Source organism: Candidatus Poriferisodalis sp., from assembly GCF_965221945.1.
Lineage (GTDB): Bacteria > Actinomycetota > Acidimicrobiia > Acidimicrobiales > Poriferisodalaceae > Poriferisodalis.
In genome coordinates this window covers 444,496-470,735 of the sequence record NZ_OZ244925.1, presented here as the reverse complement: position 1 = coordinate 470,735, position 26,240 = coordinate 444,496, and the positions used below count along the sequence as shown (strand labels likewise).

Sequence of the window (26,240 nt, the reverse complement as noted above, 5' to 3'; positions counted from 1 at the left end):
CTTGGTCACGGCTGGCGAGCAGGATGCCCGGCGAGATACGTCTTGAGTTCAGTGAGCAGTGGGACTGGGCCGGGGTCGCGCCGGGCTGCTGCGGCGATGCGCAGGCTCAGGACATCGACCTGGTAAATGAGGTCGAACAGCTGCGCCATCGCGCCCTCGCCAGCGGCACGCAACTCTGCGTAGGGCACAGCGACGCGGGCGCCGTCCAAGATGCGGCGGGTGAAGTCGTAGCGGCGCCAGATCTGAGGATGTTCGAAATCGTGACGCAGCGCGATCACCGCCAAGGGCGAGCCGTCGACGGCGCGGCCTGCCTGGTCCCATCCGGCCAACTCGTTGTGGCACAGCTCAGGCATCGCGCTGGCGTATGCCGGGATCTTGACGTTCTCGTTGATCTGGGCCTTGGCGCGGCCCGCGGCGACGACCCCCAGTGCGCCCCCGCCGTAGAAGACCGGCAGCATCTCGCCGTTGCCGATCGCGCTGACGAGCCCGTCAAGCGAATCGACCCCAGTGTCGGTGCTGTCTTGGCGCGAACCCAGCTGGGCAAGGGTCGCGCCGACCCAGCCGGCAATACCCGACAGCAAACCAGCACGTTCGAGCGCCACGAGGGGCGCGACCGAAATGGCGCCGACTGCCGCTCTCGGCATCGGGATGCTGCTGTCCACTTCATAGAGCGGCGCACCCCAGTGGCGAGCCAGCTCGGCCAGCTGGCCGCCTGAGGTGACTGCGACAATTGAGGCGCCGGCGTCATGCGCAGCCGTGGCCGCTTCGAGGGTCTCTTCGGTGTTGCCGCTGAATGAGACCGCTATCGCCAGCGTTTGCGGGCCGACAAAGACGGGACACTCGTACCCCTTGACAACGGTGACCGGCACACGCATGTGCGGCGCCGCGAGCGCCGAGGTGATGTCCCCGGCGACCCCCGAACCTCCCATGCCCATGGCGACGACATTGGTGATCGGGTCGCTCCCTGCTGGGCCCACCACGTCTACGGCGGCGGCCAGCGCGGCCTCGAGCTGGGCCGGCAGTGCATGGGTGGCGGCCGCCATCCCCATCGAGTCGGTGCCGGTTCGGTCAAGCCCCGTCGACCGAGTCATCCCAAGAGCCTCCCCGCGCCAGGCGCTGACCGGTCTGCGTTGCGGGTCACTGTTCGAACGTCGGACTGAGTTCGCCGCTCGCGATGCGAGCGTCCAGCGCTGCGGCGGTGGCTGGATCTGCGTCGGAACCCTCGTCGATCAGCAACACGGGGATGCCGTTGTCGATGGAATAGGTCCGCCCCAAGCGCGGGTTGTAGAGCAGATCCTGCTCCGCCACGAAGTAGAGCGGTCCCTTGTCCTGCGGGCAAGCCAGGATTTCTGACAAGGCCGGATCAAGTCCCATGCGTACCTCTTGGACGCGGCCGGAGCCAGCCGTCCGACGTCGGTTGCGGATCCACGTGGCGATCATGCCAGCAGCGCCCTGATTTCGCTCACTCGTTCTGCCACAGCTTCGGCGTCGGGCGCTTCGAGATTCAGCCGGAGCAACGGCTCGGTATTGGACGGCCGCAAGTTGAACCACCAGTCGCCTGCGTCGACGGTGAGACCATCGAGGTGGTCCTGGGAGTACCTGGCAAAGCGCGTCGACACCCGGCGCAGCACCTCGTCAATATCGGCAACACGAGTGTTGATCTCGCCTGAGGACGCATACCGGTCCAAGGGCGCAAGCAGCTCCGACAACGGCACTGCTGCGGTGCTCAGCTGTTCGAGCGCGACCAGCGCAGCGATCAGACCTGAATCGGCACGGTAGTTGTCGGCGAAGTAGTAGTGGCCGCTGTGCTCGCCACCGAAGGCGGCACCGGTGCGCGCCATTTCTGCCTTGATGTAGCTGTGACCCACCCGGGTGCGCAGTGGCTGGCCGCCCGCTTCAGTGATGACCTCGGGCACGGCGCGGGAGCAGATCAGGTTGTGGAGAATCGGCCCCGGACCGCAGCGGCGCAGCATGGCTTGCGCAACCAGCGCAGTGAGCAGCGATCCGCTCACCGCACGGCCGCGTTCGTCGGTGAGAAAGACCCGGTCCGCATCGCCATCGAACGCAAGGCCGATATCGGCCCCAATCTCCAGCACGCGCTCGCTGAGATCGACGAGGTTCTCGGGCTGGATCGGGTCGGCCGGGTGGTTGGGAAAGGTGCCGTCGAGCTCGCCGTACATCAGCTCCCACTCGAACGGCAGCGGCCCGAAGACCGCCGGCAGCACGTGGCCCCCCATGCCGTTGGCCGTGTCCGCCACCACTCGCATGGGGGCAAGCGACTCGACGTCGACGAACGAACGGACATGGATTGCGAACATGTCGAGCAGGTCACGCGAGTGGCGCTGGCCCCCGCCGGCAGTCGACGTAGCACCTTGTGCTGCCCGCTGAGCAATGTCGGCGAGACCGCTGCTGGCACCTACCGGTGCAGCGCCGGGTCCGCACAGCTTGACGCCGTTGTAGGCAGCCGGATTGTGCGATGCCGTCAGCATTGCTCCTGGCAGGTCCAGGTGGCCCGAAGCGAAATAGAGCAGGTCCGTCGAAGCCAGCCCGATGTCGATGACGTCGACCCCGGCTGCCTGGGCACCGCTGGCGAACGCATCGGCCAACGAGACACCGCTCGGACGCATGTCCCGCCCCAGTACGAGCTGTGTCGCACCCGACCACTCAGCGAAGGCGTAGCCGATGCCACGCGCTGCCGACGGACCCAGCTCGTCGGGACAAATACCACGTATGTCATATGCCTTGACGATGCCCGCCAAGACATCGGCTGGCACAGGATCAATGGGGCCCCGCATAACGCTTCCCGAGCCTAAGCGGCGCGTCCCGTAATGATCCCTGCAATCGTCGAGGATGCCCTGAGTCCGGCGACTTCTGGGGCGATTGAGATGTGAATCAGATGCGCGTTGTGCATGGTCGATCTGCGCAGTTCCGCGCAGCGGTGCGCGGCAGTTGAGGGCAACCCCCTTGCAATTTGCACGCCCACCTACCTAGAGTGGGAGCAGAGAGTGGGATGCGAACCTGTCTGAAGCAAGCGGACGAGGCGATGATGAAGAGTAAATATCAGCCAACAAATCGTGAACAATTGGTACTTGACGAGGTCGAGAATCCTAGGTACGACCGTCAGATTGTCAATGGTCTTGACCCCTTTATGAGTGGCTCTGCGCCTGAAGATTTCCAAAATTTCTACACCGCCCAAGAGCTCGATGATTTACGCCAATTACGCGATACTGAACGCGATGTTGAAACACGAATGCCGGTCAAGATTACCCGGCACTACTTCGAAATGGCGAAGTCCAGTTCCGCACTGAAAAAACTCGTCAAGGCATCCGCGGACGAGACTGCGAATCTTGAAGGTGATCCTGACCCCGCTAATCAACTTGATTACAGCCCAATCGAAGGTCTGTTGCACAAGTATGAAATGGGATTGCTGTATGTTATTTCGACGTGCTCAGCACATTGCAGGTTCTGCTATCGCGAGGAATTGATTGGGCGCAAAGAAATTGAGCGCTCTGACGGCACGGTCAAGAAAAAGGGCCTTGCACATGTCGGCGAAATCACCGACTACATCCGGGCACACAATGCCGCTGTCGCAGCAAACGGAGGGACGCATCCGGAGACCGGTCGGCCCAAATTGCGCGAGATCCTCCTGTCAGGCGGCGACCCCATGGTCCTGCCGAATTCCAAGCTTGCAGCGTGGTTTACAGCCTTGGCGGAAGCAGGCACCGAGGTCATCCGGATCGGAACCAAGGAGCTGGCGTTCCATCCGGATCGCTTCGACGAGGCCTTCTTCTCGATGATCGATCGCTTTCACGACGTCTACCCCGATGTCTCGATGCGATTCATGATCCACTTCAACCACCCCGACGAGTTCTTGATGAAGGACTCCGACGGGCAGTACATCAGTGACGACAAGGGCTTCTTGCAATGGCGTCCCAACACACGGCGGGCGGTCGATGAGCTCGTAGGACGCGGCTGGATCAGCGTGGAGAATCAGACGCCGATCATCGCGGGCGTCAACAACGATGCGAGTGCACTGCGAACCCTGCAACGGACGCTCAAGAGTGTCGGAGTCGAGAACCACTATTTCTTCTGCGGACGCAACATCGTCGCCTACAAGGCTTTCAACGTGCCCATCGAGACGGCGTGGGCGCTCCTCAACGAATCCCAACGCGGATTGTCCGGGGTGGAATCTCACGCCCGGCTCACGATCGTGCACTACAAGGGCAAGACAGAGGTCTCCGCAGTGACCGACGGTCCGATCGCCGGTCTGCGGGGCGCCGAAAACGGCGTCGTGATCTTCAAGGTGCTGCGCAACCCGGCTCACGCTCCCGACCGGGGCAAAGTCACGATCGTCGGTCGCAACCCAGAGGCCTTGTGGTTCGATGAATACGAAGACCGGGTGCTTGTTGATGAAGCCGGTCTGTTCAGCCAGCAGCGACCGAGCGGTGTTGACGCCCCGCGCTCCCGATCACGACACCACCCGACGCCCAAGAAGGGTCTGACACCCGGCCAAGCACGGCCGGCGCCGCTCATGGCCGTCGTCGCCAGCAACGAGCGCAGGACGCACCCGAAGAGTCCGGCCGGCGAACCAGCACCAGCGCTACGCGACGCCGGGGCCTGACCACCTCACGCCGGCGTTTCAGCCTGGAGCGTGTAAGCCCCCAACGCGCCATACGCGCCGGCCGCTGCCCGGTGGCGGATGCGCCAGATGTCGGCGATCACCCTCAGCGATTGAGAGGTGAGCCGGACCGTCGTGTCGGCTGAGTGATCCACGGCTACAGGCACCTCAGTGGCCGTCAGTTCGAAGTGTTCGACGAGATACAGCACTTCCACGTCGAAAGCGAACCCGTCGATGACGGAGCGGCTGAAGATCTGCTGTGCTGCGGTCGCCGTAAAGCCCTTGAAGCCGCACTGCGTGTCTCGGTAGCGGCGCAACAGCACCAAGCGAGTGAAGACATTGAACATCCGGCTCGCGAGTGCCCTCATGGGCGGTGCCGGACTGATGGTGCGTGCCTCGGCGTGGCGGCGGTTGCCGAGCGCCACGTCAGCACCTCCCTCAAGCGCATCGATGAGGAAACTGAGCTGTCCAGGCGGGTAGGCCAAGTCCACATCGGTGAACAGACGCAGTCGCCCGCTCGCAGCGAGCATTCCCATGCGCACGGCTGCGCCCTTTCCGCGGTTCGCCTCCGACGACACCACCACATCGGCACCGGCTCGCCGGGCCGCCTCCGCTGTGCCGTCGGTCGAGCCGTCGTCCACCACCACGATCTCGAGTCGACCGTCCAGGGCTTCGTTGCGCAGGAAGGCAGCGCTGATCTCCGTCACCGCCGCTCCGACGAGGTGTGCAGCTTGGTAGGCCGGCAGCACGACAGACACCTCGGGTGCGTCGTCGAGGATTTCAGCGATCTCGCCGGCAATTGGTACAGCCGTAACGCTGGGTTCGGTCCCGCTGCCAGCGGGCTCCGGCTCGTCCAGCGGGGGCATCCACGGATCCCGGTGACGCGATCCAAGCGAGCGGCGGCGGTCGAACCGTACCGGGGGCCGCACTGCGACGACCGCCAGCGCGATTGCCCCGAGCACTGTTGCCAGCCAGGCGAGGTATTCGACGGCCGTGGCGCCATAGATGAGCTCAACGTGCTCATCGGTGGGAATCACCACCATCCAGTTGGGCGTCACGCGGTAGGGCCCGTCGGCGCCGCGTGCGGACCAGTTCGGAAAGTAGGACACCTTCACCAGCACCGGAACACCGGGCTGGTCCACCGAGAACGACAGCCAGTCCCGCCCAGTGTCGATGTCGCTGACTTGCACCGGCGGCAGCGCGCGCCGCGGTGCTGCGCTGAACCTCGCCAATGAACCCGACGTGCCGCTGTCGCCGCCGGGAGACAGCAGCAATGCCACCCGGGACCAATGCTGCGGCCCCTGTGCCGCGATCGGCACATCCCACGCCTCTGGGTCGTTCCACCAGATCGCCGCCGGGTCGGTCCAGGCCCGCCCGGCTTGGGGCACATCGGGTGCGACCGCGGGCTCGAAGGACAGCGGAGACACCACGTCGCTGTCAGCGACGAGGTAGATCGACCACGGGCCTGCCGAGGCGATGTGCCTCAAGCCAGCGGATTGATTTGCCGCTGCGGTCGCCTCGGAGCTGAACGATGCGTAGTACCGAATACCCGACATCTGCAGGTGCGGAACTCCCAGCGCGAAGTCCAGGGCGTTGTAGGGAAGGCCGCGCATCGGACGCGACGGTGCCGCCGACATCTCCGACTGCATGAGGAAATGGAACGGCACCGTCGGTGAAGATTCGAAGTAGAGACCTTCCATCGATGCGATGCAGCCGTCAGTCCAATGCGGCAGAAGCATCGGGGCCATCGGAGTGCCATACGCGCCCACGACGTCGCGGTCGTATTCCCACAGCAGACGCCCGCAGCCGAACTGATCGCCGACATCGCTCATCGCAGTGACGAACTCGTAGTACTCGGGGTACGACGGTCGCCCCTCGTAGCCGCGGAAGTTCCAGCGCGCCCAGCCCGAGACGAAATTGCGGTCCTCTGCAGACACCGTGAGCGGACCCCAGCGGTAGGCCCCGCTGGCATCGAGCCTGCCGCCCGGAGCGTCGCCGAAGCACAGTGCCAGCAGGCCCACCGCCGCCACCAATGCGGCGACCGGCACCAGCATGCGCACCCAGCGCGCCGCCGGGACCAGCTGCTCGCCGCCGGGGTGGGGATGGTCCGAGTCCCTGCGAGTCAGCCCTTCGATGACGAGCCAGAGGCCTATCGCTGCCAGCAGGTACAACGCCAAGTACCAGAAGGGCAGGATGCGCGCGTTCCACAGCCGGTGCTGAGGCCAATGGACAAATGCGAGGGCCATCGTGATGGCGATGGCCGTCCACGTCAACGCTGGGCGGTACCAGCGCGCCAAACCGACCGCAGCGCCGATGCCTGCGAGCACGAGCAGCCAGGTGATGTTGTGATGGGCTCCGTCGCCGCTGATCTCGTCGGCAAAGAACAGGTGCTCTCGTACGGAGGTGAGTCGCTCCCAGCCCATGTCATTCAAGAACGTCCGGCGGACCGCGAACGGCACCGTCCAAAACGCCGACAGGAGCCCGCCGATGACGCCGATGGCGAGTGCATGGGTCGCCCGCCGCCATTCGAGCGCTACCAGCACCATGACGGCCGCAGCCGGTACGGCCAGCCGAGGCAGCGCAGCGTCGGTGAGATTCCACACAGCGGCCCACAACACGATCGCAGCGATCGACGAGCCCATTGCCCGAACTCGGCCGATGCGATCGGGCAGCGCATGCAGGCTGCGCACTGCGACCATCAAGATGCTTGCCGTCACGGCGAACGCCAGCGGGATGGGGTGGCACAGAGCCACGAACGCCAGGGCCACGCTTGCCCGTGCGCGCCCGGTACCCCGCTCGAGCGAGCGCCAGAGCATGCCCAGGTAGACAAGCGTCGCCGACAACGCGATCGAGAAGGCGAATTCCCCCGCCAGCGTCGACGCGGCGTTCCCGCCGTAAATCGTGAAGTTCACGTCGAAGACGAACAGCAGCAGGGCCACCGCAGCCAGTACCCGCAAGGGACGTGCCCAGCCCGCCAGCAATCCCATCAGCCATGCGGCGGCAGGCATCGAGACGACACCGCTGATCGCAATGAGCTTGAACGCCACGCCGAAGGGCAACACCACATCTGCTGCCACGATCATCAGGTAGGGCAGCACCATGTAGAACTGCATGGCCGGCATGCCCGCGTACCACTCCGGTGTCCAGCCTCGCAGCGAACCCGCTGGCAGGAGCTCATCGCGCAGGAACGCTGGGCCCCAGACGTGAGCGCCCATGTCCCCACCTGTGGGCGTCGCCACCGACAGGACCCCGCCAGGGTCAAGCCACACAACAACGGCCGTGCAGCTCGCCAGGACCACTGCCGCTTCGATCCACGCCGGCAGCACCGCCCCTGCGCGCGAGGGGCGCATGGTCAGTGCGGCCACCCGCGCAGGTTAGTGGTCTGGCCTGCGACCATCGTCAGCACTGTGGGTCCGGTGGTGCCGCGCGGCTACTGGTAGCCGGAGCGCCGCCATAGCATGAACCCATGGCTTCTGAGGTGCCCTCGGGCGAGCGGCACTCCCGCGCGCGCAAGCCGCGCGCCAGCGAGCCCTCCGACGCGCCGGCCGACGACGACTCGAACGAGCGCTCCCACCCCGAAAGCCCGTCTTCATCAGGATCCGGCGTTCGCCGGCGTAGCGAACGCTGGCCCCGCTGGTCGATCTGGTTGCTCGCCATCGTGCTGCTTTCGGTGATGTTCCTGCCGGGCATCCTGGGGAACGACGACAGCGAGCCCATCGACTACAGCGCTCTCATCGCTGAGGTGTCCGAGGGGAACGTCAACAGTGTCACCGTCACCAACGGCACCGGCGAGATCACCGGCGAGTTCGTCAACGGCACCACGTTCTCCTCCGAGGGGCCTGTCGAACTCCCCGAAACCGATCTCGCCTTGCTGAGAGAACGTGGCGTCGCCATCGAGTTCCACACCGACAGGCCCAACCTGCTCGTCAGCCTGCTGCCGTTCCTGCTGCCATTCGGCCTGATCTTCCTGCTCTTTTGGTGGATGCAGCGGCGTGCACAGGGGCAGATGTCGGGGATCATGTCGATCGGCCGCAGCAAGGCCAAGACCTACACCACGGAACGTCCGTCGACGAAGTTCGACGACGTCGCCGGCTATGAGGGCGTCAAGCAGGAGATCACCGAGGTGGTCGACTTCCTGAGCGCGCCCGAACGCTTCACCGCCATCGGTGCCAAGGTTCCCAAGGGCGTGCTGCTGGTGGGTCCGCCAGGCACCGGCAAGACGCTCATTGCCCGCGCTGTGGCCGGAGAAGCCGGTGTGCCGTTCCTGTCGGTCACCGGCTCGGACTTTATGGAGATGTTCGTAGGCGTCGGTGCCAGCCGCGTGCGCGACCTGTTCCAGAACGCCCGCAAACTCGGGCGGGCGATCATCTTCATCGACGAGATCGACTCGATCGGCCGCAAGCGAGGCGCCGGTCTTGGCGGCGGGCACGACGAGCGTGAGCAGACGCTCAACCAGATGCTGGCCGAGATGGACGGCTTCGAAGAGAGCGGCGGCATCGTGATGATGGCCGCAACCAACCGGCCCGACATCTTGGATCCCGCGCTGCTGCGGCCGGGTCGGTTCGACCGCCAAGTCGTGGTGCCGCTGCCGGAGTACTCCGAACGGCTGGCCATCTTGGCGGTGCACTCCAAAGACAAGAAAACCGACGAGGACGTGCAGTTCGAAACCCTGGCGAAGGGCACTCCCGGCATGAGCGGCGCCGACCTGGCCAACTTGGTCAACGAGGCGGCCCTGCACGCCGTCCGGCGAGAATCGGAAACGATTGCCCAGATAGATTTTGAAGCTGCGCGAGACCGGGTGCTGATGGGCCAGCGTCGCGAGTCGGTGGCGCTGACGGAGCACGAGCGGGAAGTCACCGCATATCACGAAGGCGGGCACGCGCTCATTGCCACGCTGTTCCCGCATGCCGACCCCGTCCACAAGGTGACGATCCTGCCGACCGGACAGGCGCTCGGCGTCACCATGCAGCTGCCCGAGGAACGCCACGCTTACAGCCAGAACTACATCGAGGACCGGCTGGCTGTGCTCTTCGGCGGACGCATGGCCGAGGAAACCGTCTTCGGCGTGACCTCGACTGGAGCGGCCAACGACCTGGTTCAAGGCACAGAGTTGGCTCGCAAGATGGTCTCCGAGTGGGGCATGAGCGACCGGGTGGGACCGATGGCCTGGGGATCGCACGCGCAAGTGTTCCTCGGCGAGGATCTCGTCTCGGGGCGCGACTACTCCGACGAGACCGCCCGGGTCATCGACGAGGAAGTCGAGCGGATCCTGCGGACCCAGCAAGATCGGGCTCGCCGCGCGCTCGTCGAGAACCGCCCGGCGCTGAACCGGATCGCCGCCGCCCTGCTCGAACACGAGACCATCACGGGCTCCCAGATCACGGCGCTCGTTGCCGATCGGGATCCCGATGAGACGGCAGCGGCCGGCAATGGGCAACTCGACGCCCCCGAGGGGTCCGACACGGACGACCCCCTCGTGACGGACGATGCGCAGGACGCGCCGACGATTCCCCTCATCGAGCAAGCTGCTCCCCCGCCGCAGGTGGCCGACTAGCCCGCTGAGGGGCCCTGCGGGGGATCGGAGCGGCGCACAACCTGTGCGAGCGCCGCGGTCAGCCCAGACAGATCAACACGGCCGACCCAGCCGTCGATGACCTGACCGTCAGCGTCGGTGACCACCGTCGTGGGCACGGTGTCGATGCCGTGCTGGCGATGCAGCTCCCGTTCAGCCCCGAATGGCACTTCGGCGACCGGCAGCCCAGCGCCGGCGGGTCCCCGGATGACAGCCAGCGCTGCTGCACAGGTGCGGCATGTCTCCTCGGTGAAGACCACCAGTGCCGGGCCGGAGGTGATGCCCACCGCCGTGAGATCTACGGCCGCGGGCAATTCCGATCTCGTCACTGATGTGGCCGCTGCGCCTCGGCGGCGCTGGGCCAGATAGGCCACCGCGAGCGCGACGACGACCAACACCGCAGCAATAGCGAGACGCTCCATCAGCGCTTCACCATCTCAGCGGATGGGCCACGCTCAAGCCGACGCCGCCGATCCGTGATTGCCACAGCAACACTGCGAACGGCGTGTCGGACGCCAGGAGGCGGGTCGTGCCGCTGCCGAGCCGGTGCGTGACCACACCCGATGCTGGCACGTCGATGACGGCGACCGTCTCACGGTTCAGCGTTCCGACCACGACCCGGCGGTCGCTGCCCCCTTCGACTGCTGGATCAGCATCGGGGTCAGCGCTTTGGGCGGCAGTGGCCAGCGGATCGACCATGATCGTCAGAAACGCCTCAGCGCCGGGTTCGGGCCCGACGACGACCAGCCATCGATCGCTCGTTTGGACGATGCCGGGCACGAATGCCAAACCCGACTGCGCCCCCAGCACGGGCGGGCGGATCTCGACCACTGCCTCTGCGTCAGCATCGTCAGATTCAGGGTCGCCGGTCTGCGTGCCGGCCGAAGCCGATTCGTCGGTCTGGGCGACCACCGTCGAAGACTCGCCGCCGGAAAGCTCGGAGACAGACTCGGCGGCAGCGTCAACACGGTCTGAGGCAAGCGCAATGTCGGTCAGCGGGCTCGCTGGGGTGCCGACCAGCGTCTCCGCCCACACGACGATCGGGACATCGTTCTGCGAGACAACGGAGACTCCGAATGGGAGGCCCGGCGGGGCGAGGAGCGTGTCGAGTCCAGGTGCCAGCTCGCCAGGCGCGGAGATCGTCAACTCCGTGACATCGTGCGATGCCACCGCGAATGCCACACGGTCACCCGCTAAGCCCTCAGCCACCACCGATGCGACGACTTCCGCGACCTCATCGGAGGGATTGAAGATCCGTACCCACAGGTGTGTTCCATCGTCGATACCGGCCACCGGCACGAGCCAGCGTCCGCCGAGGTTCACCGAAGCCAGCTCCGCAGCAAATCCACGCCGGCCGATGCTCCCGTCATAGGCCACGAAGGAATCCACCGCGACGCGACCTGTGCGGGCCCGCACCGATGCAGCCACAACATCTCTGCGACGTGCATGTTCGCCGACGTTGACGACAACCGTGCTCCACGCTGGTACCACCACCCCGGTCAGCGCTGGTGCGACGAACGGTCCGAATTCCGCCTCCGAGGCAAATGTGACGTCGACGATTGCGTCCCGCGGCAGTGGATTCATGATTGCGAGCAGTCCCAGCGCATCGGCCTGGGTGTCCCCGACCGGGACGTACCAGTTCGGGGCCAGCACGCTTGAACAGCGAGCCTCGTCCACCCCAAGCGGGGACACGAATCTCCGCGTCACTGCCAGACCGCCCGAGGAGGCCTCCACCAGCGCCCCGATGACCTCGTCGCGCGCATAGTCGGAGGTGTTCACGACCCCGGTGCTCTGCGGTGCAACTTCAGCCCTCACGAATTGCCGGCCCGTCGTACGGCCGCGCAGCTCGACCGATACCGATGCCGTTGCACCGGTCATGTTCGTGAGCAGCAGCTCTGTAGTTGTCTCGCCGAATCCCCGAACCGGAACCCGCATGCCGACGACCGGGCAGAACCAGCTCGACGTCAATGCGTCAGGTGGCGGTACCACGACTCGCGTCAGCGCCTCACGCCCGTTGACCGCGGCCGTCGGCAGGTCCCGATCGATGCGCGCATCGATCACCAAGGCCGCAACGATCAGCAGCGGGATCAACAGCCGCGGCAGCCAGCGGATGATCCTCATCGTCGTACCAACCGCTTCAAGGAGGCAGTCACGCGATCGGCGAGCGGCGTGGGCTGGCCGATCGCAACCCAGACCATCGCCAGCCAGATCAGCGCTTGAGCCGCCGTCCGGTTAGAGACGGCAACCGAGCGCTCATAGCTCAGCTCAGCCTGCCCAGCGTGGGGAGGATCGAAGCGCATCGCCCAACCCAGCGCCGGAGTCGGCTCCGTCCGTGTGTCCCCGATCTGGAGATACCAGCCCGGGTCGTAGGTCTCAGCCACCAGTACCGCTCCGGCGCCCACAGACCCGAATTGGCTCGTGGCCGACTGGTAGTCGGTGAGCACCCCGATGCCGTCGCTCAAATCGCTCACCACGAGGTCGACCGGATTAGTGGCGAAGCTGGCCGGGATCGGCTGTTCGAACTGCGAACGCGACGACCACCACGCCTCGTTGCGGAACACCTGCACCGATGGATCCGCCGCCAGGGGGCGCAGATCGATCTGGGAGGCGAGTGCCTCAGAGGTAGCCGATGACACCGGTCGGTCCCAACCATCGGAGTACGACGGGCCTGAGCGCTCTACCACCACCACGTACCTGATGCCGAACGACCCCAGCAGCCTCCCCAACCGCAGCGTGTCGCCCGCCAGCCCGATCCGAACAGCTTCAAGCAGGCGCTCGGTGCCGGGTGCCTGCGGAGTCGCCCACGAATGCCTCACGTCGGGGTATCCCCGTACCGAAGTCCCCGCCGCAAGTCCCTCCACGCCGAGATCGGTGCCACGCAGCGGCAAGACCTCTGGAGCGCCGATCCAGAGGACTCGGTAGTCGGGTCCGACGTCGCGGTCGTCGACCAGTCCCAACGGCACTCGGTGGTCGAAGCCCGGAGCTGACCAATTGCCGTCGACCGATGCCCACGCCGTAGGGAGCACCATGGCCCCGACAGCGATGCCGCACAGCAAGACCATCGCACTGCGAATCCGGGGCGACGTGTCGCCGTCGTCGGCTGCGAGCGCCGCCGGTCCCGAAGTTGCCGCCCAGCACAGACCCACGGCCCCCAGCGCCAGAGATACCGCCGCCAGCGAGTGCCCCAACAACCTCTCGCCCACCAGGACATCGGCCCATCCTGCGACGATGGCCCATGCAAGGGCGAAGCCGGCAAGCCCTACCAGCCAGCCGCGCACCGCCCACCACAACCGAGCGCCGCGTGCGACCAGGAGGGGCACAACTGCAGCAGCCACCAGCCCCCAGTTGAGCGGCAACTCGCCGAGCGGACCGGTCTGGAATCGCAGCAGCTCAGGCAGCGATGACGGCGTCGAGGCCGTGCGATTGCCGAGTGAGGCATCGAAGTAGGCCTGCAATGAGCCGAACTCGATCAGCCAGGGAAGGTGCGCAACGAAAGCGAGCGCCACTGCGCCGACAACCTGCAGCAATCCGGCAAGCGGTGTACCGATCGGCTCGCGGCTCGCCGTTCGCCTCATCAACTCCACAACGGCGAGGGCCAACGCTGCAGCCAGGGCCAGCACGACGATGAACGGCTCGAAGGCCGCTGCCACGGCGAGGAGCAACCCAAGCGATGCCACCCTGGCCGAGGTGCCGCGCCGGCTTCCGTCGCGGGGGCCCCGAGCGGGGGACGCGCCGATCAGCCGGCTCACGAGCAACACAACCACCGGTGCAGTCCCGTAGGCCAGCAACACGTCCCAACGACCGCCGGCGAACGCGTTGTACGGCAGCGGGCAGGCGGCGTACAGCACCAGTGCGACCAACCTGCCATTGCGGCTCGGTGAGGACGCGCACAGTTTCCAGATGCCGACAAGGCCGGCCAGGACCAGGCCCCAGACGGCGATACCTCTCAACAGTCCTGTGGCACCCAGCGCGACGGTCCCGCCGAGGCCCAGCAGGCCCATTGCCGGATGGCCGATGCCCGGGGCACCGACACCGCTGTCGCGCCAACCGTCGAGATACGCCCCGAGCATCGTGCCGGCGTCGGCGAACGCTGAGAACTGACCGTATGCGGGGATGCCTCCCCGCAGCAGGTGGCGGGAGCCGAAGGCAATGGAGCCGAGCACGAGCAGCCAGACCACCCACACGGATCGGTGCGCGTTGCGTCGCCATGTGCCCAAGATGCTCTCGTCGATGGTGGTTCGTGCAGCCAGACCTCCTTCGGGACTCAGGCGGTATCGGAGCCAGTCGGCGACTCGCACCGAACCGCCCTGCTGCAATCGACGCAGATCGGCGTCGCGTACCCGCCGGTAACGCTTGGCGGCACCTCGCAGAGCGAATGTGCCTCCCACATGGCGCGCGTTCCACAGCCAAGCCAGTGTCACATCGGCGGCCTGAGCGAACCTCCCGCGCAGCGCCGAGAAGAGCACCTCACCCACGCCGAGCAATGCTGCGAGCGCCGCAGCCGGCAGCAAGTGCACCCACCCGTAGCACTTGAGCAGAGTGCGAAGCCGAGCGCGGTGGTTGTGCTGGCGCACCGAGGGCCCTTGCGGGGCGCGTGCGACTTCGGGCCGCAGCAGCCCGGTTGCGGCCGGTACGACACGGACGCGAGCACCGGACAGCTGAATCCGCCAGCACAAGTCGACGACGGCGCCGTCGCCTTCGAGAGCAGGATCGAACCCGCCGACGATACGGAAGTAGTCCTCACGCACCAGGAGGGCTTCGGTTGGCGCCACGAACAGATCGCGGGCCTCGTCATGCTGCTGTTGATCCAGCTCGCCTTCGCCGGCGACGGGAATTCGAACGCCGAGACGGTCTGCTGTGCCGCCCAGGTCGCGCAACGTCGCGGCGTCGTCGGCGTCCAGCAGCTTGGGGCCGGCGATGCCGACGATTCTGCCTGGGGCATTCTCGGCGTCTTCAATCAGGGTGCTGATGGCGTCGGCTGCCAGCGCGACGCGATCGGACAGGAACAGGAGATAGTCCGCTCCGCGCACCAGCGACGCGCCCCGATTGTTGACTGCTCCCGTGCGCTGGCGGTGCGGGCCGCGGCTGCGATTCCGTCGTGACGACACTCGATTTGCGACAGCGGCGGTCGGGAACGCTTCCTGAACACGGCGGCCCTGTGCGCCCTCCGCATCGCACAGCACCAGCACGGCGAGCCGTGGATAGTCCTGCGCAGCCAATGCGCGCAAGGTGGCCTCGGTGTCGGACCATCGCGATCCCATCGTGACGATGGCTGCTACCGCCGGTGGAGGTGCCAGGACTGCCGGACCCACGGCGCCCTCGGACGACAGTCCGGTGGAGACGGGCGAAGTCATGGCGATGTCACGTTTCGCACAGTTGCTTACCGCACCGATTCGGCAGCAACGACGCCGGAACCCGCCCGAGAGGTGCGGTAGTCCGGCGCATCTCCGTAGTTGAAACTGGTTCCGTCACTCCATACCAACCAGTAGCCGTCACCAGTAGCAGTGCCTGCGATGGCGACCGTCCGCAGACGGTTCTGCCGGTCCGCCCGGTCATCGTGGTGCTCGGCCGACCCGACCGGATGCACCGCGGTATCAGCCCCGGCGAGCCAGTAGCCCTCGCCATCAGGCTTGACGGCTAAGCCGACCGCAACCCCGTCGGCGCCAAGTGGCGCACCGCAGCCGCCGTCATACGCATCGCCAAACGCCAGCACTCGGCCGTCGGCGAGTGCCAGCCAGTAGCCGTCACCCGTCGGTGCGGCTTCGATGTCCACCACTGACGACGCCAAACGCAAGTGAGCGACGCCACCCCAGTGTCCGGCGGCACCAAATGCGAACACCGTGCCGTCGCCGGTCGCGAGCCAGTAACCGGCGCCCCCAGGGTGTGCAGCCATTGCCACGACAGGCTCCGCAAGGTTGACACCCATCGCATCACCGTGATCGCCAGCGTCCCCGAATCGGTGAACGTCGCCATCGGATGTGGCCAACCAATAGCCCTCGCCGCCGGGTTGCCCAGCCATCGCGACGAAGCGAGTCGACGAAGACGTGCCATTGCCGAAGTGCTCAGCGGCGCCGTCGGCGAGGACCGTCCCGTCTGATTTCAACACCCACAAGCCTGGACCGCTCGCTTCTACGGGTGTATCGCCCGACCCCGGCTCGCACGTGAAGCTCGGATCGAACTGCGAGAAGCGGTACCAGTCCGACCTCAGCGAGAACGCCCGCCGGAACGGATCGCGGGCCCATCGGCCCCATCGCCCGTCGGTAACACCCCTGTAGTCCTCGAAGTCCTCGACGCCGTTCGTCCCGACGAGACGGAGCCCGCGCGTCCGACCCCCCCAGGCGCCGTTCCCGTTCCGGTGCGTCACCTCGATGCAGATCAGCTGGCCGATGTCCGGGAACTTGGTCTCGATGTCCGAGCGACGGATCCCACTTTCCCATGCGTGATTCGGGTTGCCTTGCGTGGCATCGCCGAGATCCTCAACACCCGGGAAGTGGGATCCCTCGTCGATTCCGGCTGTCCAGCCGCCACTGGAAGAATGGAACTCGGCGAACGCAATCCGGCCGTCGGGGTGAACGAGGACTCGCCCGGCGGTATTGATGATGGCCGTGTTGCTGTGGATGTAGCGGGTGCCATGGTCAAGGCCCTGCCCGTTCTTGGCGGCACCTGCATAGACCTGACAATTCCAGTAGTCGCACGTGTCGGTGAACATGCCGCCGCGTTCACGCGCAGCGGCAAGCGAGAGCACATATGACCGCGCTGCGATGGCCTGGGCTTCGAGCGCTGCGATGCCGCGTCCGTTGCCTGCTGCTCCCCACTCGGGGATGCTCTCGCGCGGCACTACACCGCGCAAGTACTGCTCTAGCGGAACTCGATTGACGGCAACTGGACCGTTTTGATCGATCACTGCGAGCGAGCCGCGGTACGCGACACGCATCGATTCCACTGCTGAATCGGTGCCGTCGCAATAGATCATCACGAGCATCTGAGACTGGTCGTCGACACTGAAGTCATCGTTGCTGGGCAGCACCTCCACAAAACGATCTCCGCGACGGCTCGATGCTGTCAGCCCATCGGCGACGAGGTTGCCCCTCGCTCCGCAACCGCTGTTCGAGCGGACCCAGAAGTCGCCACCGCTGACGCCGACTCGAACGACGGCCCCGCCGCCGAAGTCGCGACCGGCAACGCTGAACGCAGATTCGGAGGTGACGAGCAGGTCGCCACGATTGCGCGTCAGGTGGACCCAAATGTCCCGTTCGGCGATGTCGGTTTGCGAGGTATTGCTGTAGTAGTGGCCAAGGATGCGTTCGCTGGTCCAGCCGTAGTCCAGCGCATAGCCGAGCGCTCCCCATTGGCTCAGACCATTGCCGTGGCCGAAGCCGCGGCCCTCCACGATGATCACGTCGGGCGCCAGTCGGTATTCGTTCTGCTGAGCACCCGCACTAGGCGCCACTACTGCCAGCGTGGCGGCCAGCACTGCCGCGGCGACGATCGCCCGTATGGCACGCGTCGGCATCGAGTCCATCACTGCAGCTTGCGCCGCTCGATCTCGAGGTCGTGGGAGACCATCGTTGTCACCAATTCGTCGAATGTCATCCGAGGTTCCCATCCCAGGACCCGTTTGGCCTTGGATGCGTCGCCCACCAGCAGGTCGACCTCAGCTGGGCGAAAGAACCGGGGGTCGATCCGAACGTGGCGCTCCCAGTCGTCGATGCCCGCTGCGGCAAATGCAAGCTGGACGAAGTCGCGCACAGCGTGGGTGTGCCCGGTCGCAATCACGTAGTCGTCGGGCTCGGGCTGCGCCAGCATGAGGTGCATCGCCCGCACGTAGTCGCCGGCGAAACCCCAGTCGCGCTTGGCGTCGAGGTTTCCGAGCGCTACTTCGTCCTGCAGGCCCAGCTTGATGCGCGCAACGGCGTTGGTGACCTTGCGGGTCACGAACTCGAGGCCGCGTCGCGGCGACTCGTGGTTGAACAGGATGCCGCTGCAGGCATACAACCCGTAGCTCTCGCGGTAGTTCACGGTGGTGTTATGGCCGAACACTTTGGCTGAGCCATATGGACTGCGCGGGTGCAATGGAGTCAGCTCGTTCTGAGGGGTCTCGCGCACCTTGCCGAACATCTCGCTCGAAGAGGCCTGGTAGAAGCGGATCGGATTCTCCACCCCGCCCACAACGCGGATTGCCTCAAGCAGTCGAAGCACGCCCAGACCGGAGATGTTGGCGGTCAACTCGGGCTGTTTGAACGACAGCGCCACGAAACTGATCGCGCCAAGGTTGTAGACCTCGTCGGGCTGGGTGTACTCGAGCGCGGCGATGAGGGACCCGAGGTCGGCGAGGTCGCCGGGCACGAGCTCCACATAGGGCAGGTCGGCGGCCATCGTCTCAGAGCGCGGATTGCGCTGGCCGGTGATGAGCCCGACGACCCGGTAGCCCTCGCCGTGCAGGAACTCAGCCAGATACTGGCCGTCCTGGCCGGTGATTCCGGTGATGAAGGCCGTCGGCACGAGTCGGCTCCGGATCGGGTGGGTGGAGTGCGGGCGTCGGGGCGCGGCGGCGTTCGGGACCGGACCGATGGAGGTCGTTCCGGCTGAGAGGCGAGTCCCGGGTGCGGGATTGTGGCGCCTCGGTTCAGGGTACGGGGCACCGGCATCGCTGTGAAGTCACGTGGGATCGCTCTGAGGCTCACCCGTATGACCGACGGGTTCCGATACCGTACCGCGGATGGCACTCCGCCCGCCCGCCAGCCGGCGGCGCCCACCGCTCGCAGTGGTGGGCGCAATGCTGGCTGCAACGGCCGTCGTAGGAGTCGGGACTTCGGCTGGCGCTGCGTCGCAGATCGAATCGAATCGACTGTGGGGGGCCGACCGATACGAGACTGCGGTGGAAATCGCCACCGAATTCGTCTCCGAGGCCGGCGCGATCGACACCGTCATCGTGGCCTCCGGGGAGTCCTTCGCCGACGCCCTGGCAGCCACCCCGCTGGCGAACGTGCTCAATGCACCGATCCTGCTGACGCCCTCAGACGTGCTCCATCAAGCGACGCGCAAGTTCATCGAGAGCCATCGCATCACTGACCTCATCATCGCGGGGGGCCCTGCCGCGATCTCAACCGATGTCGAGGACTCGCTGTCTGAGCTGATCGACGGTGCGCCTGAACGGCTGGAAGGCGTGAATCGCTACCGGACGGTGACAACGATTGCGCGCAAGATCGGCGCCAACGAGATCGGCAGCTTCTGCGAGGACGGCCTCCGGACGGCTTTACTTGCCAACGGGGAGACATTTGCCGATGCTCTAGCGCTGTCGCCGCTCGCCTTCGCAGGCCCGCATCCGGCTCTTCTGACGAAGCGCGACCGGCTTCCCGAGGCGGTCAAGGAATACGTCGTGGACCTTGACATCGAGCAGGTCGTGATTGCCGGCGGACCGGCCGCGATCAACGTCTCGGTTGCCGAGGAACTCGAGGAACTGGGAATCGAAGTTCAGCGCCTGTGGGGCCAGGATCGCTTTGAGACAGCAGTCGAGATCGCTCAATCGCTGACCGATCGCTGCTTCGACACTGACGAATTCGGCCTCGCGAACGGCAGGAAATTCCCCGATGCGCTGGTTGGCGGGACGCTGTTGGGCCTGCTGCGCGCTCCGTTGCTGCTCTCCGAGCAGGTCCTGCCGGACCCGACATGCGGCTTCTTGGGGAGTCCGACTCCCGATGCAGATGCTGTCAAGCTCACGATCTTCGGCGGGTCCGCAGCTGTCGCCGATTCCGTTGTCGAGGCTGCAATCGACGCCCTGCGCCGGCTGGACCCGGACTGCGATCCGCGCACTGACAGGCCCGGGGTGCCACGCGACTTCGCTGTGCGACCGCGAGACCGGGGATTGGAGGTCAGTTGGAGGCCGCCATTGAACGTCGGCAGTGCCGAGCCGTCCGGCTACCGAGTCAGATACCGGCCAGTGGGCGGGTCGTGGACGACGATGCGCAATGTCAGCTCGCCAACAGAGATCACCGGCTTGCAGAACACGACGCTCTATGAGGTCCAAGTGCAAGCAGACGGCGATTCCTACGGCATCTGGACACCCAGTGCTTGGGCATCACCCTCCAGCGCTGCGACACCGGGTCGCTAGCGTCACAGGCTGTGTTGGGGGCTGAACGACCGACTGCTGATGGCGCAGCGGATTCGGTCGCCGTCCTCGCCGGCGGGGTGGGAGCAGCCCGGTTCCTGAGCGGACTGCTGCGCGTCCGCCGACCCGCGGAGGTGACCGCGATCGTCAATGTGGGCGACGACTTCACTCTGTACGGCCTGAACATCAGCCCCGACCTCGACACCGTCACGTACACGCTCGCCGACCAGATCAATCCCGAGACCGGCTGGGGACGGGCCGGCGAGACCTGGCGCGTGCTCACCGAGCTGGGGCGCCTCGGCGGACAGGACTGGTTCAAGCTCGGCGACCTGGACTTGGCGCTGCACCTGTTCCGCACCCAGCGCCGCAGCGAGGGCGCATCCCTGTCGCAGGTGACCGGCGAGATCGCCGCCAGATTCGGACTTGAATTGACACTGCTGCCGGTCAGCGACGATCCGATCCAGACACGGATCACACCGGCAGAGCCCGTCGGGGCCGCTGAGATCGACTTTCAGGACTATTTCGTCGCCCATCAGCACGGCATCGCGGTGAGCGCGGTTCGCTTCGCGGGCATCGATGCCGCTAGGCCCGCGCCGGGAGTGCTCCGAGCCCTGCAGGACGCCGAGACCATCGTGGTGGCGCCGTCCAATCCGTTCGTCTCGATCGGCCCCGTGGTGGACGTGCCACAGGTGCGCGAGACCCTGTGCCGCCGGCGCGACAGCGTCGTCGCCGTGTCGCCCATTGTCGGCGGCACATCGATCAAAGGGCCCGCCGGCGCCATGATGCGCGAATTGGGCCACGAGCCCAGCGTTGCGGGCGTCGCACGGCTGTACGCCGACTTCGCCGGCACCTTGGTGATCGACCATGCCGATGACGACCTCGCCCCCGCAGTGGCCGAAGCGGGGATGACGCCCGTCGTCACCGACACGATCATGGCCGACCCGGACCGCGCTGCCGCGCTGGCCCGGGCAACGCTCGAAGCTGCGAGTGCGAAGGGAACCACGTGACCATCGAATTGCACCCTGTCGAAGGCATCGGCGAGATCACCCTCGGTGCCGATCTCGGAGCGGTCATCTCGAGTGCCTGCGCGGGATCGCCCGCGGGCCTGCGTGACGGCGACGTGCTCGTGGTGACGCAAAAGATCGTCTCCAAGGCCGAGGGCGCGATGGAGACCATCGATCCCGACGACCCGCTGTCGCATAAGCCGCTCGTCGAGCGCGAATCGGTGCGCATCCTGCGCCGCCGCGGCGATCTCATCATCAGCGAGACCAAGCACGGCTTCATCTGCGCGAACGCCGGAATCGACCTGTCCAACGTCGAACGGGGCTACGCCGCGCTGCTGCCCGACGACAGCGACCGTTCCGCCAACAAGATCCGCGATCGAATCCGGGCACTCTCGGGCCGCACCGTCGGAGTCATCATCTCCGACACGTTCGGACGCCCATGGCGGCGCGGCGTCACCGACGTGGCCATCGGCTGCGCGGGCATCGCCGCCGTCGTCGACCTGAAGGGCACTGCCGATGCACTGGGCCGCGAGCTCATGGTCACCGAGGTGTGCGTAGCCGACGAGATTGCCTCCGCAGCCGACTTGGTGTGCGGCAAGGCGCTAGGCGTGCCAGTCGCAATCGTGCGGGGCGTCGATCCCAGCTGGTTGCGGCGTGCCTCAGTACGCTCGGAGGTCATCCGAGATCCCGCCGAGGACCTGTTTCGCTAGTCGTCAGACGGCGGCCGTCGCAGGCTGGGCCGCTCAGCGCACCCCGGCCGGCACCCTCGGCTGAACAGCCTGGCTGACTCGTCCGCGACCGGAAAATCGAGCCCGTTTCCGTCTGGCGCGGCGCTACGGTCGCGGGTGGATTGCCGCGCCTAGCCGCGGCCGACTGCGCAGCCAGCGGCCCAGCCCGAACGGCGGTGCCCGAACCGCCGAGCCCGAGCCGCAAAGCCGAGCCGCGGCTGGTTCGCGCGCTCATCGAGCGTGCCCGTACGCCGTCGCGGCAGGCCGCGTCCGGCAAGGCCACGAAAGGGAGTCAGCTGTGACTGAACTAGATCGATCTCGGCTCTACGCTTGGTTCTGTGACCACGCCGACGAGCCGCTCGCGGAGTACCTGATGTCGTGCCTGGCACCCGCTCCGCTCGCGGACATCGCGACCAAGGCCGACACAGGCGACCTCGCCGCCAGAATCGACGCACTCGCAGCACAACGCGAAACCGACCGCATCGCGACCAAGGCCGACATGCGCGACTGAACCGCTCTGGCTTTGTTGGAGACTCAGTGGTTTGGTTTTCCAGCCCCGGTTGGGGTGGTCTGGTGGGCAGCGTAGAACGCTGCTTCGAATTCTGCGGGCGGGGTGTCGTCGCAGTGGCCGTGGAGCCGTTGCTCGTTGAACCAGTGCACCCAGCCCAGGGTGGCGAGTTCGAGCTGGTCGACGTCGTGCCAGCCGTGTGTGTCGGGCCCGTAGGCGCATTCGGCCTTGTAGAGCCCGTTGGTCGTCTCGGCCAGGGCGTTGTCATATGATTATCCGGCCAATCACGGCTTGGGTTGGGGCGTGGTTCGGTTGGCCGGTCGGTTAGTTGGCTTTGCGGCGGGGTTGGCGGTGTTCGAGGTGGCGGAGCCGTTCTTCGTGGTTTCGGGTTCGGTCGGCGAGTGCTTCGAGGCCGGTGCGCAGGTGGGCGATCTCGGCGGCGAGTGCGGTGAGGGTGTGGGGGTCGTGGCTGTGGTGGCGGTGTTCGTCGACGATGGCTCGGAGTTGGGGGTTGCGGTAGAGGGTGGTGCGGCTGATGCGGGCGTGTTCGGCGACGGCGGTGAAGGTGATCGCTTGGCCGTGGTTGGCGAGGCGGGCGCAGGCGGCTTCGACGGTTTCGACGTTGGTGGTCATGGGGTGTTGGCGATGAGCGTGTCGAGGCGGTCGAGGAGGCGTCGGTGCCGGTCGGTTTCGTCGATCCAGCCGCGTGCTTGGGCGTCGGCGAGGAGTGCTTGGGTGTCGACGCGTTGCGCGGAGAGCACGGCGGCCGACGCGGCATCGGTGCGGAAGCTGGGGCAGTGCTCGCAGATGTTGGCGTAGGGGCAGGCTCCTTGGGCGGGGGCGCGTAGGCAGTGGCCGCCGGCGAGGCGCGCTTTGATGGCCGGCGCGACGCGCCAGTCGTCGGAGGTGCCACCGTTGGCGGTGACGGGGATGCGCGGCCGGCCCGTTGGTGTGGGCATGGCGCCGATGCGGCTCTTGGCCAAGTCGAGGGCGCGTTCGTATTCGGCGCGGACGGTGGCGTCGAAGAGGTGCGCGTAGCGCAGGCTCATCTCGGCTGAGGCGTGGCCGAGGAGGGCCATGAGCGCTTGGAGGGAGACGCCGGCGTTGATCAGGGCGGTGGCGTAGGTGTGGCGGAGCTGGTGGGGGGTGACGTGGCCGATCCCGGCGGTCTCGGCGCTGCGGGCCAGTTCTGTGCGGACCGCGGTCTGCGACAGCCGGCGCCCGTGGTGGGTGAACAGGAACTGGGTCGCTCGGGCGGTGCGTGGATGCCGCAGCGGCTGACCCGCCGAGCGGGTGGCGGTGATCCGGTCGATGAGAGCGACGGTCTCGTCGTCGAGGGGGACCATGCGTTCGGTGTCGAGCTTGCCGAGGGGGACCTTCAGCCAGGCGCCGTGGCCGCTGATCTCGTGGACGCATTCCAGCTCGAGGTCGAGGAGTTCGCCGATGCGCAGCCCGACGGCTCGGGCCAGCAGCAGCGCGTCGGCGGCGAGGCGATAGGCGGAGGCTTCGAGCGCTTCGGTGAGTCGCCGGTCGGCGTCCACGGGCAGATAGCGGGGCAATGGCCGCGGCTGGCGGGGATGATCGGACCGGAAGATCAGCTTCCGGGCGGGGGCGTCGTCCCAGCCCCACTCGGTGATCTCTGCGAGCATGTGGCCGACAGCGCGGATCCGGCGGTCCTGGTCGGCGACGGTAATGGCCCGCCCGTTCTTTGATGACACTGCGTGGGCGACGGAGTTCAGGTAGGGCTCGATGTGGCGTTGGCGGCTCAGCCCGGCGAGCGATTCGAGCTCGGGGTCGTGTTCGGCGAGGAACCGGCCGAAGTGGGCGAGTCGGGTGGCCAGACTGGACACGGTCTTGGGCCGACAGGTTCCGCTCTTGCGTTGGAGGTAGGCGGCCATGGCGGAGCGCAGGCTCGGGCCGCAGTCGGCCAGCCGAGCCTCGAAGGTGTCCGGCTGCTGGTGGGGTTCGGGTGGTTGGGGGACGATGTCGAGGTGGAACAGCACCGTGTGGGCGCACACGAGCGCCCCCCGGTAGTGCCGCCAGCGTTGTCCGGTCGCAGCCTCGCGTGCCCGGCACGCGTCGGCCAGCGTCTCCATGTCGCCGATGGTCAACTGTTCGAGTGGGCGCCCGGTCTGGATCAACAGCCGGCCGGCCGACTGGGACGCGGCCCGCTTCGCCTGAATCTGGGTGAACCCGACCGCCACCGCGGTGTCGCAGAACCGACCCATGTCGGCCTCGAGCGGCGAGCTGCGGATCTCGCGCCACAAGCTCGACAGCTTGCGTGACACCAGCCAGTCCCAGCCCGGCCGCAGCCACCGGTGGGTCATCAAGAACATCAGCAGCGACATCGTCGAAGGCGGCAGCACCAGCCGGGCGCGCAGGGGTTGGCCGGCCCAGGCCTGCGGGTCGGGCCAGCGGTCCAGGAATGCCCGGGCCGCCCAGTCCGAGGCCGGGTTCCCCCGGCCGGTGGCGCGCTGGCGGTCCCGCCACGCCGCCAGCAGCTGGCCCGGTGCTGGGACCGGCACCGGTTCAGGTGTTGGCGCGTTGGCGGCGGCGGGCAGCATCGAACTCGGCCTTGACATGGGCGGGGGCAACATGGATGTAGCGGGCGGTGGTGTCGATGTGGGCGTGGCCCAACAAGGCCGCCATCACGGCCAAGTCCACGCCGGCCTCGGCCAAAGCGGTGCCGAAGGTGTGACGCAACGCGTGGGGATGCGCGGCCGTGATGCCGGTGATCTCGCGGTGATAGCGAAAGATGCGCCGCAGCCCCGCCGGGGTGAGCGGCTGCCCGCGGGTGGGGCCCTTGGCCACGACGAACAGCCTGGCGCTGGTCGTCTCAGGGCGCTCGGCGAGCAGGTAGGTCCCGATCACCCCGGCGACGTCGACGTCGAGCGGGACCCGGCGCTCCTTGCCGCCCTTGCCCGACACCAGCAGCCAGCGGGCGCCGATGTCGACATCGGCGACGTCGAGGGCCAACACCTCCGACGAGCGCAACCCGCAGAACACCATCAACCCGGCGATGGCCCGGTCCCGCCACGCTCGCAGGCTCTCCAGCAGCGCCACGACCTCTCGGCCGTCGAGCGTGCGCGGGAGCCGCCTGGCGTCGCGGACCCGCAACGGCGAGCGCCGCCTCGGCGCACGCGACACGTGGGCGAGCATCCCGCCCCGCTCACCCGCCGACGCTCGCTTGGCCTCCCGGCCCGCAGGCACCGGGTTCGGCGCGTCCGGGTCGCGCATCGACCGGAACGAGAACAACCCCGACACCGCAGCCAAGCGCAGGTTGATCGTGGCCGCAGACAACGTGTCGGTCCGGCGGCCGTCGAGCCCGACCACGTTCGTACCGCCGGGCCGGCCGGCCACCCGCTCGCTGCGGCACGCGGTCAAGAACCCCAACAACACATCCGTCGTGACCTCGGCCAGATCCAAGTCCTCGGCGCCGAGCCAGCGGCACAACGCCAACAGCCCGAACCCGTAGGTGCGGATCGTGCGCGGCGAGTAATTCCGGTCAACCAGATACGACAGATAGTCGTTCACCAACCCGAACCGGCCGGCGCTGTCGCCGGCAAGCTGCCAGCCAACCCCAGTCCGCTCGAGGAACAACCCGCCATCCGGCACAGCCACATCTGTAACGCCCAGCGAACCACAATGCAAGCATTACCCAGCCCCAACCGGGCACTCATCTACCAGCCCCACAACAAATTG

At 66.8% G+C, this 26,240-nt stretch carries 18 protein-coding genes and 1 pseudogene; 6 read left to right on the top strand and 13 right to left on the bottom strand.

Translation table 11 applies throughout. From position 1 onward, the window contains the following. Window positions 1–5: 5 nt before the first annotated feature. The 3 genes from ACOQPH_RS02190 to manB form a co-directional block, all read right to left on the bottom strand. Window positions 6–1,091 (bottom strand): SIS domain-containing protein, encoded by a 1,086-nt coding sequence (locus ACOQPH_RS02190; RefSeq protein ID WP_420623120.1) that lies wholly within the window; start codon window positions 1,089–1,091, stop codon window positions 6–8. 46 nt (window positions 1,092–1,137) lie between these two features. Beyond that, window positions 1,138–1,374, bottom strand: coding sequence for a Trm112 family protein (locus ACOQPH_RS02185; protein WP_420446723.1), 237 nt, complete (start codon window positions 1,372–1,374; stop codon window positions 1,138–1,140). Between the two features lie 62 nt (window positions 1,375–1,436). After that, window positions 1,437–2,795 carry a phosphomannomutase/phosphoglucomutase gene (gene manB, locus ACOQPH_RS02180; protein WP_420623119.1) on the bottom strand — a complete coding sequence of 453 codons (1,359 nt, stop codon included), beginning with the start codon at window positions 2,793–2,795 and terminating at the stop codon, window positions 1,437–1,439. A gap of 215 nt (window positions 2,796–3,010) precedes the next feature. Between manB and ACOQPH_RS02175 the strand changes: the two genes are divergently transcribed. Continuing rightward, complete coding sequence (locus tag ACOQPH_RS02175) at window positions 3,011–4,621, top strand: KamA family radical SAM protein (protein ID WP_420623118.1); 1,611 nt, start codon at window positions 3,011–3,013, stop codon at window positions 4,619–4,621. Window positions 4,622–4,626: 5 nt separating this feature from the next. Here ACOQPH_RS02175 and ACOQPH_RS02170 read toward each other — a convergent pair whose 3' ends face one another. Further along, a complete protein-coding gene (locus ACOQPH_RS02170) occupies window positions 4,627–7,983 on the bottom strand; it encodes a glycosyltransferase (RefSeq protein ID WP_420623117.1) in 3,357 nt (1,118 codons plus the stop codon). 101 nt (window positions 7,984–8,084) lie between these two features. On the opposite strand from ACOQPH_RS02170, the gene ftsH reads away from it, so the two are divergent. Beyond that, window positions 8,085–10,172 carry an ATP-dependent zinc metalloprotease FtsH gene (gene ftsH, locus ACOQPH_RS02165; protein ID WP_420623116.1) on the top strand — a complete coding sequence of 696 codons (2,088 nt, stop codon included), beginning with the start codon at window positions 8,085–8,087 and terminating at the stop codon, window positions 10,170–10,172. On the opposite strand, the gene ACOQPH_RS02160 is transcribed toward ftsH, so the two are convergent. From ACOQPH_RS02160 to gmd, 5 genes are read right to left on the bottom strand one after another with little or no spacing between them, the layout of a single operon-like run. Then, the gene (locus ACOQPH_RS02160) at window positions 10,169–10,612 is read right to left on the bottom strand and encodes a thioredoxin family protein (RefSeq protein WP_420623115.1); all 444 of its coding nucleotides are present in this window, start codon (window positions 10,610–10,612) and stop codon (window positions 10,169–10,171) included. The two genes, ftsH and ACOQPH_RS02160, sit on opposite strands and share 4 nt — an antisense overlap. Before the next feature lie 7 nt (window positions 10,613–10,619). Further along, entirely contained in the window at window positions 10,620–12,311 is a 1,692-nt protein-coding gene (locus ACOQPH_RS02155) for a hypothetical protein (protein ID WP_420623114.1), read from the bottom strand. Continuing rightward, window positions 12,308–15,544, bottom strand: coding sequence for a hypothetical protein (locus tag ACOQPH_RS02150; protein WP_420623113.1), 3,237 nt, complete (start codon window positions 15,542–15,544; stop codon window positions 12,308–12,310). The genes ACOQPH_RS02155 and ACOQPH_RS02150 overlap by 4 nt, the downstream gene beginning before the upstream one ends. Before the next feature lie 26 nt (window positions 15,545–15,570). Continuing rightward, on the bottom strand, window positions 15,571–17,712 hold the full coding sequence (locus tag ACOQPH_RS02145; protein WP_420623112.1) for a SpoIID/LytB domain-containing protein: 2,142 nt from the start codon (window positions 17,710–17,712) through the stop codon (window positions 15,571–15,573). Further along, on the bottom strand, window positions 17,712–18,692 hold the full coding sequence (gene gmd, locus ACOQPH_RS02140) for a GDP-mannose 4,6-dehydratase (RefSeq protein WP_420623111.1): 981 nt from the start codon (window positions 18,690–18,692) through the stop codon (window positions 17,712–17,714). The genes ACOQPH_RS02145 and gmd overlap by 1 nt, the downstream gene beginning before the upstream one ends. A gap of 217 nt (window positions 18,693–18,909) precedes the next feature. Here gmd and ACOQPH_RS02135 point away from each other — a divergent pair, with 217 nt between their 5' ends. From ACOQPH_RS02135 to ACOQPH_RS02120, 4 genes are all read left to right on the top strand, one after another. Further along, window positions 18,910–20,301: a cell wall-binding repeat-containing protein gene (locus ACOQPH_RS02135; RefSeq protein ID WP_420623110.1), complete on the top strand. Its 1,392-nt coding sequence runs from the start codon at window positions 18,910–18,912 to the stop codon at window positions 20,299–20,301. Between the two features lie 11 nt (window positions 20,302–20,312). Beyond that, window positions 20,313–21,305: a 2-phospho-L-lactate transferase gene (gene cofD / locus ACOQPH_RS02130; protein WP_420623109.1), complete on the top strand. Its 993-nt coding sequence runs from the start codon at window positions 20,313–20,315 to the stop codon at window positions 21,303–21,305. Beyond that, window positions 21,302–22,012, top strand: a complete 711-nt coding sequence (gene cofE / locus ACOQPH_RS02125; protein ID WP_420623108.1) for a coenzyme F420-0:L-glutamate ligase — start codon at window positions 21,302–21,304, stop codon at window positions 22,010–22,012. The genes cofD and cofE overlap by 4 nt, the downstream gene beginning before the upstream one ends. Before the next feature lie 316 nt (window positions 22,013–22,328). Continuing rightward, window positions 22,329–22,541 carry a hypothetical protein gene (locus tag ACOQPH_RS02120; protein ID WP_420623107.1) on the top strand — a complete coding sequence of 71 codons (213 nt, stop codon included), beginning with the start codon at window positions 22,329–22,331 and terminating at the stop codon, window positions 22,539–22,541. Between the two features lie 23 nt (window positions 22,542–22,564). Here the strand turns inward: ACOQPH_RS02120 and ACOQPH_RS02115 are convergent. From ACOQPH_RS02115 to ACOQPH_RS02100, 4 genes and pseudogenes are all read right to left on the bottom strand, one after another. Further along, a pseudogene (locus tag ACOQPH_RS02115) lies at window positions 22,565–22,810 on the bottom strand (integrase core domain-containing protein); the annotation flags it as partial. 52 nt (window positions 22,811–22,862) lie between these two features. Next, window positions 22,863–23,171: a DUF6262 family protein gene (locus ACOQPH_RS02110; protein WP_420621899.1), complete on the bottom strand. Its 309-nt coding sequence runs from the start codon at window positions 23,169–23,171 to the stop codon at window positions 22,863–22,865. Next, window positions 23,168–25,120, bottom strand: a complete 1,953-nt coding sequence (locus ACOQPH_RS02105) for a tyrosine-type recombinase/integrase (RefSeq protein ID WP_420621898.1) — start codon at window positions 25,118–25,120, stop codon at window positions 23,168–23,170. Before ACOQPH_RS02105 ends, ACOQPH_RS02110 begins: the two co-directional genes overlap by 4 nt. Further along, window positions 25,068–26,159 carry a tyrosine-type recombinase/integrase gene (locus ACOQPH_RS02100; protein WP_420621897.1) on the bottom strand — a complete coding sequence of 364 codons (1,092 nt, stop codon included), beginning with the start codon at window positions 26,157–26,159 and terminating at the stop codon, window positions 25,068–25,070. The genes ACOQPH_RS02105 and ACOQPH_RS02100 overlap by 53 nt, the downstream gene beginning before the upstream one ends. Window positions 26,160–26,240: the final 81 nt, after the last annotated feature.